The organism is Caloramator sp. (genome assembly GCF_020054765.1).
Taxonomy (GTDB): Bacteria; Bacillota; Clostridia; order Clostridiales; family Caloramatoraceae; genus Thermobrachium; species Thermobrachium proteoclasticum.
Genome location: NZ_JAIHAO010000052.1, coordinates 1 through 12552 on the forward strand (window position 1 = coordinate 1; position 12552 = coordinate 12552).

Annotated in this window: 11 protein-coding genes; 10 read left to right on the forward strand and 1 reads right to left on the reverse strand. The window is 33.7% G+C overall.

Going from position 1 to position 12552, the window contains the following annotated elements; genetic code table 11:
• From JG776_RS11325 to groL, 6 genes are all read left to right on the forward strand, one after another.
• Positions 1-1531, forward strand: a 1531-nt coding sequence (locus JG776_RS11325) for a glycosyl hydrolase family 18 protein (protein WP_291967596.1), incomplete at its 5' end; no start/stop codon positions are given.
• Between the two features lie 99 nt (positions 1532-1630).
• The gene (locus tag JG776_RS11330; RefSeq protein WP_291967598.1) at positions 1631-2440 is read left to right on the forward strand and encodes a hypothetical protein; all 810 of its coding nucleotides are present in this window, start codon (positions 1631-1633) and stop codon (positions 2438-2440) included.
• 12 nt (positions 2441-2452) lie between these two features.
• Positions 2453-3328, forward strand: coding sequence for a DNA-3-methyladenine glycosylase (locus JG776_RS11335; protein ID WP_291967599.1), 876 nt, complete (start codon positions 2453-2455; stop codon positions 3326-3328).
• Between the two features lie 11 nt (positions 3329-3339).
• Positions 3340-3771, forward strand: coding sequence for an ACT domain-containing protein (locus JG776_RS11340; RefSeq protein ID WP_027309326.1), 432 nt, complete (start codon positions 3340-3342; stop codon positions 3769-3771).
• 405 nt (positions 3772-4176) lie between these two features.
• Positions 4177-4461, forward strand: coding sequence for a co-chaperone GroES (groES, locus tag JG776_RS11345; protein ID WP_027309325.1), 285 nt, complete (start codon positions 4177-4179; stop codon positions 4459-4461).
• Positions 4462-4482: 21 nt separating this feature from the next.
• The gene (gene groL, locus JG776_RS11350; RefSeq protein ID WP_291967602.1) at positions 4483-6108 is read left to right on the forward strand and encodes a chaperonin GroEL; all 1626 of its coding nucleotides are present in this window, start codon (positions 4483-4485) and stop codon (positions 6106-6108) included.
• Positions 6109-6363: 255 nt separating this feature from the next.
• Here the strand turns inward: groL and JG776_RS11355 are convergent, their stop codons facing one another.
• On the reverse strand, positions 6364-7584 hold the full coding sequence (locus JG776_RS11355; protein WP_291967604.1) for a NupC/NupG family nucleoside CNT transporter: 1221 nt from the start codon (positions 7582-7584) through the stop codon (positions 6364-6366).
• Positions 7585-7813: 229 nt separating this feature from the next.
• Between JG776_RS11355 and larE the strand changes: the two genes are divergently transcribed.
• From larE to JG776_RS11375, 4 genes are read left to right on the forward strand one after another with little or no spacing between them, the layout of a single operon-like run.
• Positions 7814-8629, forward strand: a complete 816-nt coding sequence (larE, locus tag JG776_RS11360; RefSeq protein WP_291967606.1) for an ATP-dependent sacrificial sulfur transferase LarE — start codon at positions 7814-7816, stop codon at positions 8627-8629.
• Entirely contained in the window at positions 8622-9383 is a 762-nt protein-coding gene (gene larB / locus JG776_RS11365; protein ID WP_291967609.1) for a nickel pincer cofactor biosynthesis protein LarB, read from the forward strand. Before larE ends, larB begins: the two co-directional genes overlap by 8 nt.
• A gap of 2 nt (positions 9384-9385) precedes the next feature.
• Positions 9386-10543, forward strand: a complete 1158-nt coding sequence (gene larC, locus JG776_RS11370) for a nickel pincer cofactor biosynthesis protein LarC (RefSeq protein ID WP_291967611.1) — start codon at positions 9386-9388, stop codon at positions 10541-10543.
• A 32-nt stretch (positions 10544-10575) separates the two neighbouring features.
• Positions 10576-12354 carry a cell division FtsA domain-containing protein gene (locus JG776_RS11375; RefSeq protein WP_291967613.1) on the forward strand — a complete coding sequence of 593 codons (1779 nt, stop codon included), beginning with the start codon at positions 10576-10578 and terminating at the stop codon, positions 12352-12354.
• Positions 12355-12552 lie beyond the last annotated feature (198 nt).

The window sequence follows — 12552 nt, forward strand, 5'->3', positions numbered from 1 at the left end:
AGTAGATGTAATAGGACAATCAGGAAGCTTTTATAAGACTAATAGAGGGTATATCCATAGTGGATATACAAGGAGAGTACAGACAACATCAAAAAACAACATAAATAGAGGAAAAATTTTTACATCTTTTAAAGTAGAGGTAACAGCAAGAAAACTAAATATAAGAAGTGGGCCTTCAACAAAGTATAGGGTTGTAGGGTACTATAAAAAGGGGCAAGTAGTAGATGTAATAGGACAATCAGGAAATTATTTTAAAACAAGCAGAGGATATATCCATAGTGGGTATACTAAAAAACTTTTAAATTTGACTAAAGGACCTAATGAAGGTAAGTACATTGTTATAAAGGAAGATACTCCTATTTTAAAAGGCATAGATGGAGTGCAGGATGAAAGATATGCAGTTAAGGGAAAGACATATAAAATTCTTGAAGATAGGGGCACATATTATAAGATAAGGCAAGGTGCTATAGAGGGGTATATTTTAGCACAAAATGCACAGATTATAAATTACACGCCAAAGGAAAAAATAACGCTTGCTTGGCATTATGTTCATAGTAAATCTGTAAATGAAAGGTACTATAAATCATCATATTCAGAAAGCAAATATATTACTAAAAATTCAGCAAGTATAGGGCTTGATGTAGTATCCCCTACCTGGTTTGATATTATAGGTTCTGCATCTAATTTAAACAGTATAAATGTTTTAGATAAGGCAGATTCTGAATATGTAAAAATAGCCCACAGAAATGGATATGAAGTTTGGGCACTGCTTGCAGAGTTTGATGCAGATAGAGCCTATGCGATGTTTACCAATAAAAGCGTTATGGATAGGGTTATAAATCAAGTTGTAGGTTATGCAGAAAAATATAATTTAGATGGCATAAACATAGATTTTGAGGGACTTGGGCTAAAAAACAAAGAGGGACTTATCACGTTTACAAGGGAACTTACAAATAGACTAAAGGCTAAAAATCCTCTAATTAAGGTTTCTGTTGATGTAACAAAGCCATCAACATCAGATAAATGGTCAAGATTCTATGATAGAAAGGCACTATCTGATATAGTCGATTATATGATGTTTATGGCTTATGATGAACATTATAAAGGTTCACTAGTCGCAGGTTCTGTTGGTTCACTTCCTTGGGTTGAACAGGGAATAAATGAAATACTTGCCCTTGAAGTTCCAAAGGACAAGCTTATTCTTGGAGTGCCATTTTATTTAAGAGATTTTAAAGTGGCACAAAACACTAATCAAGCATTTGATTCAAATGTTTTAAAGATGCAGCAGGCGGAATATATTATAAAACAATATGGTGGTAATATCTACTTTGATAACAATGCAAAACAGGATGTTGGAGAATATTTTGATAAGGATGGCAATAGGCATCTTGTTTGGCTTGAAAATGCAAAATCAATGGGGTATAGACTTGATCTTATAAATAAATATGATTTGAAGGGAATGTCGGCTTGGCAATTAAATTTTGAAACCGACGATATATGGGATGTGGTAAAGGAGAAGCTGAAGCGATAATGCTTTAGCTTCTTTAATTTGTAAAAATTCTTGAATTTGAATCTTTCTTAAACAAAATATATCGTATATAATAAAAGAAATAATAAAAAAGGTGATGGTATGGAAATAATATGCCTTATTGGGAAAAGTGGAACAGGAAAGAGCTATAGAGCAATGCAGGTTGCAAGCTTATATAATATAGATTGTATTATTGATGATGGGTTATTGATATATAAAGGAAGAGTTGTTGCAGGAGTGTCTGCAAAAAAAGAAAAAACAAAAATGGCCGCAGTCAAAAGGGCCATATTTTATGAGGATGAACATAGAAGACAAGTAAAGGAAAAATTAAATGAACTTAATATAGATAGAATTTTGATTCTTGCAACATCTTTAAATATGGTTGAGCATATAACTGAAGCACTAAATTTACCTAATAAATATGAAGTTATAAATATAGAAGATATTTCAACTAAAGAGGAGATTGAAACTGCAAGAAGGCAGAGGCTAAAGGAAGGAAAGCACGTAATACCTGTCCCTGTATTTGAGATTAAAAGGAGTTTTTCGGGTTATTTTATAGATTCTATAAAAAACATAATAGTTAGGGATAATAAGAAGCAAAATGTAGAAAAAACTATAGTAAGGCCAACCTTTAGCTATCTTGGTAAGTTTACAGTATCGGAAACAGTTATAAAAAATATAATTTCCTATATAGTTGAAAGGGAAACAGATGCCTTAAAGGTTGACACTATTAAGTTAGATAATAGGGAAGAAGGAATTGAAGTTGCAATATATGTAACTGTAAAGGGACTGTGTACTCTCAATAAGCTTGCGGAAACTGTAATAAAAAAGATAAAGGAAGAATTTGAACATATAACAGGAATAAATATTATAAATATAAGATTTATATATAAGGATTTGAAGCTTAGGTAGGTGTTTTTTATTATGTACAAATTTGAAGAATACGATGAAGGAATAGTTATAAAAGATACACAAGACTTTAATATCAAACATATATTTGATTGTGGTCAGTGTTTTAGGTGGAATGAACAAGAGGATGGAAGCTATGTTGGAGTAGCCTATGGCAGGGCAGTAAGGATTTTTCAAAGGGGTAAAGATATATATATAAAGGGTGGAAGAATAGAAGATAAAAAATTATGGGAATATTATTTTGATTTAAAAAGAGACTATGGATACATTAAAAGCGAGCTCTCAAGAGATGAGATACTTAAAGAAGCAATTAAGTATGGAGAGGGTATTAGAATTTTAAATCAGGATATGTTTGAAATAGTTGTATCCTTTATAATATCAGCCAACAACAGAATACCAATGATTAAAAGAGCAGTTGAAAACATATCAAGAAGATATGGAAAAGAAATTGAATTTGAGGGCAAAATATATTATTCTTTTCCAACCCCAGATAGTTTAAAAAGAGCAAACATAAAAGAATTGGAGGAGTGTGGGGTTGGTTTTAGAGCACCTTATATAGTAGATACTGTTTCAAAGATATATAAGGGAGAAGTTGATTTAAATATCATAAAGGAACTTGATACTGATGAAGCCTTTAGAGAGCTTACTAATCTTAAGGGAATAGGGCCAAAGGTTGCAGATTGTATTTTGCTTTTTTCTATGCAAAAGTATGATGCCTTTCCAGTTGATGTATGGGTTAAAAGAGTTATGCAGCACTTTTATCTTGCACCAGATGTTAGTTTAAATAAAATACGTCAATTTGGAAGGGATAAATTTAAATTTTATGCTGGCTTTGCGCAGCAGTATTTATTTTATTATGCAAGAGAATTTAAAGGTAAGGATGCGTTTTAAGGAGGGGGACAATGCAAAATAAGAAGTACTATGTAGTAGAGGCAGGAGTTTTACCTGAAGTATTTATTAAAGTTATGGAGGTAAAAAAGCTTTTAAATCAAGGAAAGTACAACAGAGTAAATGATGCAGTTAAAGAAGTAGGAATAAGTAGAAGTACCTACTATAAGTATAAGGACAGCATATTTGAGTTTTACGAAAACAAAACTCAAATACTTACACTTGCAATGATACTTGATCATATATCAGGTGTTCTTTCAAAAATATTAGATGTTGTTGCAAAGGCAAATGGTAACATACTTACTATAAACCAAAGCATACCTCAAGAGGATTTTGCAATGGTTTCAATGTCCATAGACACAATAGCTCTAAACCAAAATCCAGATGAATTAATTGACATCATTAAGAACCTGCCAGGAGTTAGAAAGATTCAGATTATAAAGTGATGAAATACATAAACAAGATTAGTCCCATAAGGAGTTTTTAGGTTTTTAACTTATATTAAAGACATGGCCTAAAAACTTTAAGGGACTTTTTTATTAAAATCAGTTGTAAATATATGAGTTATAAATGCATAACTTTATAATACTTGGCAATAATATTAGGTGTGTATGAATTGGATAATATTAAAATAAAAAGAAAAAATGCAAATTCAAGTGAAATAAGTAGATAATTAAACTAAAATTACGATAATATGGAATACATAAAGATTTAGCTAATATTTACAGAGTTGATTATAAAATAAAAAATATTTAATATTATAAGTGTGATTAGCACTCGAACATAGTGAGTGCTAACAAACAAAGATAATAAAAAATTTACATAAAAATATAGTCTAAGGAGGGGTTAGAATGAATCTTAGACCACTTGGTGACAGAGTAGTTATTAAAAAGATTGAAGCTGAAGAGACAACTAAGAGCGGAATTGTTCTACCAGGTTCAGCAAAGGAAAAGCCACAAATGGCAGAAGTTATTGCAGTAGGACCAGGGGGATATGTTGACGGAAAAGAAGTAAAGATGGAAGTAAAGGTTGGAGATAAGGTAATATTCTCAAAATATGCAGGAAATGAAGTTAAGATTGATGGTGTTGAGTACACAATCCTAAGACAAGATGATATCCTTGCAATAGTAGAATAATTTTAAAGGGGGTAGAGAAATATGGCAAAGGAAATAATGTTCGGTGAAGAAGCAAGACGTGCAATGCAAAGAGGTGTTGATAAGCTTGCTAACACTGTTAAAATAACACTTGGACCAAAGGGAAGAAACGTTGTACTTGATAAGAAGTTTGGTGCACCACTTATAACTAACGATGGTGTATCAATAGCAAGAGAAATAGAATTAGAAGATCCATATGAAAATATGGGTGCTCAACTTGTTAAGGAAGTTGCAACTAAGACAAATGATGTTGCAGGTGATGGTACTACAACTGCAACACTACTTGCACAAGCTATAATAAGAGAAGGATTAAAGAACGTTACAGCTGGTGCAAATCCAATGCTAGTTAGAACTGGTATTAAGAAGGCTGTTGACGTTGCTGTTGATGAAATAAAGAAGATATCAAAGCAAGTTAACGGTAAGGAAGATATAGCAAGAGTTGCATCAATATCAGCTGCTGACGAAGAAATAGGTCAACTTATAGCTGATGCTATGGAAAAGGTAGGTAACGAAGGGGTTATCACAGTAGAAGAATCAAAGACAATGGGAACAGAACTTGAAGTTGTTGAAGGAATGCAATTTGATAGAGGATACATCAGCCCATATATGGTAACTGATGCTGAAAAGATGGAAGCTGTTTTAGATGACCCATTCATATTAATAACAGACAAGAAGATATCAAATATCCAAGACATTCTTCCAGTTCTTGAACAAATCGTTCAACAAGGAAGAAAGCTACTTATCATAGCTGAAGACGTTGAAGGTGAAGCACTTGCAACACTTGTTGTTAACAAGCTAAGAGGAACATTTACTTGTGTTGCTGTTAAGGCTCCAGGCTTTGGAGACAGAAGAAAGGAAATGCTACAAGACATTGCTATCCTAACAGGTGGTCAAGTAATTTCAGAAGAACTTGGAAGAGACCTAAAGGAAGCAGACATCACAATGCTTGGACGTGCTGAAAGAGTTAAGATTACAAAGGAAAACACTACTATCGTAAATGGTAGAGGAGATAAGGAAGAAATTAAGGCAAGAGTTGCTCAAATAAGAGCTCAAATAGAAGAAACTACTTCAGACTTCGATAGAGAAAAACTACAAGAAAGACTTGCTAAGCTTGCAGGTGGAGTTGCAGTAATCAAGGTTGGTGCTGCTACTGAAACAGAACTTAAGGAAAAGAAACTAAGAATAGAAGACGCTCTAAATGCTACAAAGGCTGCTGTAGAAGAAGGCATAGTGCCAGGTGGTGGTACAGCATACATCAACGTAATTCCAGCAGTTGCAGAACTTGCTGAAAAGGAAACAGAACAAGACGTTAAGGTTGGTGTAAACATAGTTAAGAGAGCACTTGAAGAACCAGTTAGACAAATAGCTGAAAATGCTGGATTTGATGGTGCAGTTGTAGTAGAAAGAGTTAAGGCATCAGATAAGGGTGTAGGATTTGATGCTCTACACGAAAGATATATCAATATGATTGAAAACGGAATAGTTGACCCAACTAAGGTTACAAGATCAGCACTTCAAAACGCTGCATCAGTTGCTTCAACATTCCTAACAACAGAAGCTGTGGTTGCTGAACTTCCAGAAAAAGAAAAGGCTCCAGCAATGCCAGGCGGAATGCCAGATATGTATTAATAAATATAGGGATTGCCATAAAGCAATCCCTTATTTAATGGCTCCTTGTCAAAGCTAAGGGAGGGTATTTGATTAGAATGCCTGTAATAAAGTGCGAGCTTCTTTAGAAGAAGAGGCAGTTTCAGTTATTTTTAATAGTTTACCTTTAATGTGTGAGAATGGATAAATTAATATTGTAAGAAAACATAACTTTTAATGCTAACTTTGAATATTTATCAAACCGAGTAAAAAAGGATTGCCCTTGGGCAATCCTTTTTATAGTAATATTCCTGCTATTGCTGCATTTAAAAGTCCAACAAGTGTTCCACCAATTAGAGCCCTAACTCCAAGTTTTGCAATATCTGAACGTCTATTTGGTGCAAGACCACCAATTCCACCTATTTGTATTGCAATTGAGCTTATGTTTGCAAAACCACAAAGTGCATATGTTAAAAGTGTTATAGTTCTCTTATCTAATGCACCTGTTTTTACAAGTTCAGCAAGATTTGCAAAGGCAAAGAATTCGTTTATAACTATCTTTTGTCCAAGTAAGCTTCCAGCTTGTATTATATCCTTAAATGGTACACCTATTATGAAAGTAAATGGTGCAAACACTCTTCCCATTATCCATTCAAGGCTTAGATTGCTCATACCTATAAGTAATCCAAACTTAGCAATTATATAATTTATTAATGAAACTAAAGCTATAAATGCAAGTAGCATAGCACCAACATTTAAACTAAGTTGAAGACCTTCAGCAGCACCACGTGCAGCCGCGTCAATTACATTAGCATCCATCTTTTCAAAGGTCATATCAACTTTTCCTTTTGTCTTTGGCTCTTCTGTTTCAGGAAGCATTATCTTTGAAATCATAAGGCTGGCTGGTGCAGCCATAAGGCTTGCTGCTATTAGGTGCCCTGCATCAATTCCCATTGCAATATATCCTGCCATAACTCCACCTGCAACTGTTGCCATTCCACCAACCATTATTGTAAGAAGTTCTGAACGAGTCATATCATTTACGTATGGCTTAATTAGAAGTGGAGCTTCTGTTTGTCCAAGGAATATATTTGCAGTATTTGAAAGTGATTCAGCACCGGATGTTCCAAGAAGCTTTAGCATTATCTTTGCAAGGAATGATACAACAGCCTGCATTACTCCAAGGTAATAAAGTACGCTCATTAGGGCTGAGAAGAATATTATTGTTGGAAGTATTTGCAGTGCAAATATCACACCAAATTGGTTTGAATCAATTAAGCTTCCAAATAAGAAGGATGTACCTGAGCTTGTGAAACCAAGAAGTTTTGTAACACCTCTACTTAAAACATCAAATATTTTTTGACCAGTTGGCCACTTTAAAACTATAAGTGCAAATACTATTTGGATAGTAAGACCCTTAGCAACTAAAATCCAGTTTACTTTTTTCTTGTTTTCGGAAAGCAAGAATGCAGTTCCAAGAAGAACAATGACCCCGATTAAACTCATTAACTTTTCCATAAGTATCTCCTTTCTTGTTTTATTAAAACAACAAGTTATAATTTAATACAGAATTCGACAAATTTCAATACATATATAAATAGTTCTAAATTTAAAAGTGTTTTAAATTGTTACACAAAAATAAACAAATGAAATAATTTTTATGGTAAATTTAAGTTGTATATATATAGATGAATATATTTATGTTTTATAGTATAATTTAATTAGAATATTTTGATGGGGTGGAGATATGATATTGCAGAATAAATTAGAAAAGTTAAAGAGAATATTAAATGAAATGGGAAGTGTTATGGTAGCCTTTTCAGGAGGTGTAGATAGCACATTTTTGCTAAAGGTGGCAAAGGATGTCTTAGAAGATAGAGTGGTTGCAGCAACAGCAATTTCCTATATTTATCCATCGTGGGAACTAAAAGAGGCAGCAGAATTTGTCGATAAATTAGGTGTAGAGTATGTAAATATAAAGGTTGATCCTTTAAATGAAGTAGAAGAGTTTAAAAATAACCCACAGGATAGATGTTATATATGCAAAAAACACATATTTTCAAGTTTGTGTAGTTATGCAAATGATATGGGAATAAATTATGTTTGTGATGGCACAAACTATGATGATTTATTTGAATATAGGCCGGGCAAAAAGGCACTTGAGGAGCTAAAGGTAAGAAGTCCACTTTTAGAGGCAGAATTGACAAAGGATGAAATTAGAGAACTATCAAGGATTATGGGGCTAAAAACCTACAACAAGCCACCCTATGCCTGTCTTGCAACAAGAATACCTTATGGAGATATGATTACAAGGGATAAATTGATTATGATAGATAAGGGAGAAAAATATCTAATTAAAAAGGGATTTAAACAGGTAAGAGTTAGATGTCATAATAACTTGGCAAGAATAGAAATTGATGCAAAGGATATGGATAAAATATTAGATATTCAGTTGATTAATGAAATTAATACATACTTTAAAGAAATAGGGTTTAGTTTTGTAACCCTTGATTTATCAGGATATAAAAGAGGAAGCTATGATGGGGAGGTAAGTAATGAATAAGGAGGATATTATTTCACTACTTGAAGGATATAAAAATGGAAATGTAAATTTAGACGAAGCTTTAAAAAGGTTGATTAATCTTCCATATAAAGACTTAGATTTTGCAAAGCTTGATTATCACAGAGGGATAAGAGTTGGATATCCTGAAGTTATATACTGTGAAGGTAAGGAGCTTGAACATCTAAAAAGAATTGTTGAAGATATGCTAAAGCAGGATAAAAATATACTTGCAACAAGGGTAAGTAAAGAGGCTTACAATGCAATATGTGAAATAACAGATAATCTTATTTATAGTGAAGTTGCAAGGGTTTGTGTTATAAATCCAAAGGAAACAAAAAAAGTAGGTCTTGTTGCAGTTGTAACAGGAGGAACAGCAGATATTAAGGTTGCAGAGGAGGCTGCAATTACCTTAGAGACTTTTGGGAATAATGTAGATAGGATATATGACGTTGGAGTGGCAGGGATTCATAGGCTATTTAATAATTTAGATAGAATAAGAAGGGCAAATGTAGTAATTGCAGTTGCAGGAATGGAGGGGGCTCTTGCATCAGTTGTTGCAGGGCTTGTTGATGTTCCTGTTATTGCTGTTCCAACTAGTGTAGGATACGGTGCAAATTTCAATGGGCTTTCAGCACTTTTAACTATGCTAAATTCCTGTGCAGCAGGGGTTTCTGTTGTAAACATTGATAATGGATTTGGTGCAGGGTATATAGCATCTACTATAAACAAAAGAGTAGCAAAGGGAGTTGAGTGATTTTGAGAATACTTTATTTTGATTGTTTTTCAGGAATTAGTGGAGATATGGCGGTTGCTTCACTTTTAGACCTTGGAGTTTCTAAGGAATATTTATTAAACGAACTAAAGAAATTAAATATAGACGAGGAGTATAAAATAGAGATAAAAAGGGTTAAAAAAGCAGGAATTGACGCAACCTATTTTGATGTCCTTTTAACAGAACATAGGCATCACGCAAGAAACTTATTTGACATAGAGGGAATTATAGACAAAAGCGATTTAAATAAATCTGTTAAGGAACTTTCTAAGAAAATATTTAAAATAGTAGGTGAGGCAGAGGCAAAGGTTCACGGAGAAAATCTATACGATGTACATTTTCACGAAGTTGGTGCAACAGATTCTATTATAGATATTGTGGCCTTTTCTATATGCCTTGACTATCTAAAAATAGACAAGGTTATATCCTCCTACATTAACACAGGAAGAGGATTTGTAGAATGTGAACACGGAACACTACCTGTTCCTGCACCTGCAACAGCAGAAATACTAAAGGGAATACCTGTATATTCAGATGAAAGGGAATTTGAACTCACAACACCAACAGGTGCGGCAATAATCAAAGCTGTTGCAGATGAATTTAAAATGGACTGCCCTCTTGTTATAAAAAATGTTGGATATGGAGCAGGAAAAAGAGATACAGAAAAACCAAATGTACTAAGGGTAATACTGTCGGAGGATAATCAAGACGAGCTTTTTTTAATTCAAGCCAATATTGATGATATGACAGGTGAGATGTATGGATACCTAATGGATAAACTATTTGAAGCTGGAGCAAGGGATGTATACTATACTCCTATCTATATGAAAAAAAATAGACCAGCGATAACTTTAAATGTAATTGTATCAAAAACTATGGAGGAAAAGATATTAGATATAATTTTTACAGAATCAACTACAATTGGAGTAAGAAAAATAAAAATAGACAGGGTAGAATTAGAGAGAGAAACAAAAACTGTAGAAACAAGATACGGTGATGTGAAAGTAAAAATTGCAAGATATAAGGACAAGATTGTTAATGTAAAACCTGAGTTTGAGGATTTAAAAAGAATTGCAGATGAAAATAACATCCCCTTAAAAAGTGCCACCCAGGTGAAATGTGAAATTATCCATAATTTATAAATAGAACCTACTAAGAGTTAAGAGGTGGTTATGTGGAGAATATAAAGTTTGCATTAGATATAGGTACAAGAACAGTTATAGGTGTTGCGTTTGTAATAGATGGAGACAAAATAAAAGTGGTGGATGAAGAAATTATAGAACATAAAAAAAGAGCAATGATGGACGGACAAGTACACGATATACAGGCAGTATCTGAAGTAGCATATGAGGTAAAAACAAGGCTTGAAGAAAGATTATGTACAAAGTTTGAAAGGGTTTCAATAGCTGCAGCAGGAAGGATATTAAAGACTATAAAGGTTATAGCAGAACTTCCTCTAAAGGATGGACAAGTTATAGATAGGGATTTTATAAACACCCTCGAATTGGAGGCACTTTCAAAGGCATATTCACAAATTAATACAGAGGATTTGGATGAAAAATTTTACTGTGTAGGTTATAGTGTAATTAACTACTTTTTAAATGATTATCTAATGACAGCCCTTGAGGGACATAAGGGCAAAAAAGCATCGGTAGAACTTCTTGCAACCTTTCTGCCGCAGTCTGTGGTGGATAGCCTCTATTCAGTAATAAAAAACATTGGTCTTGAGGTTGAAACGATGACTCTTGAGCCAATTGCAGCAATGAATGCGGTAATCCCAAAAGAGTACAGACTTCTTAATCTTGCACTAATAGATATAGGGGCTGGTACATCAGATATTGCAATAACAAAGGATGGAACTGTTGTTGCCTATGGAATGGTTCCCTTTGCAGGAGATGAGATAACGGAGGCGATATGCCATCATCTTGTGGTAGATTTTAATACAGCAGAAGAAATAAAGCTTTCTCTAAACACCAATAAAAAAACATATAAATATACCGATATACTTTTAAACACAAAGACAGTTAAATTAAGTGAGATTAAAAAGGTAATAGAGCCAACTGTTGAGAAGCTTGCAGAACTCATATGTCAAAAGATAATAGAATTAAATGGTAAATACCCCAATGCAGTGTTTTTGGTAGGCGGGGGAAGTCAGATAGTGAAGCTGCCTGAATTTATTTCATCAAGATTAGGTATTCCAAAGGATAGAGTTGCTGTAAGAGGAATAGATGCTATAAAAAATGTAATATATAGTGGCAATAAGTTGAATGGCCCTGATTGTGTAACACCCATCGGTATTGCAATAAATTCAATAAACTCACCAGGAAGTTTTATTTCTGTAAAGGTTAATGGTAAAGAAGTAAAGCTCTATAACTCAGGAAAACAGAGGGTTTCTAATGCACTTCATATTGCAGGAATAAAACCTCAAAACCTTTTTGCAAAGTCAGGAAAAGGGATTAACATAAAAATAAATGGACAGGAGAGAAGATTTTTAGGTGAAGCAGCAAAGCCATCTATGATATTTAAAAATGGACAAGTTACGACGTTATTAGATTGTATTGAAGATGGTGATGAAATTGTTGTTAATTTTGCAGTAGATGGTAGGGATGCAGAAGTTTTACTTAAGGATGTATTAAAGGAAGGCCAGATGGCAAAGGTAAATGGAGTAGAGATGGGTTTAGATTATAAGCTTTCTGATGGAGATGAAGTTGAAATTATAGAATTAAAATTCAATGAGGTAAAAGAAGAGGATTTTATTTATGTAGTTGTAAATGGAGAGCCAATCAAATTACAAAATAGGCAGGAAGGATACATATTTGTTGATATATTTAATTATGTAGATATAGATATCAACAGTGCAAAGGCGGTAAGGTTACTTTTAAATGATAGGGATGCATCCTTTACAGATAAGATAAAGGATGGGGATAGGATTGTAATAGAGACACACCAATAAAGGTGTGTCAGGCTGTTGAAAAAGTTATATATTGATTAGCCCCATGAAGGATTTCTTGGCCATTCGTTCATTTCGCTAAGCAATTCTAAGCTTTTCTTAGTTTGAAAAAGTCCTACCCTCGCGATGCCATCGTCCTGATGGCCGCTCGGCTCGGCACGTCCTGTGCCGAATTACGGACTTTTTCAAAGTCGAAAAGCA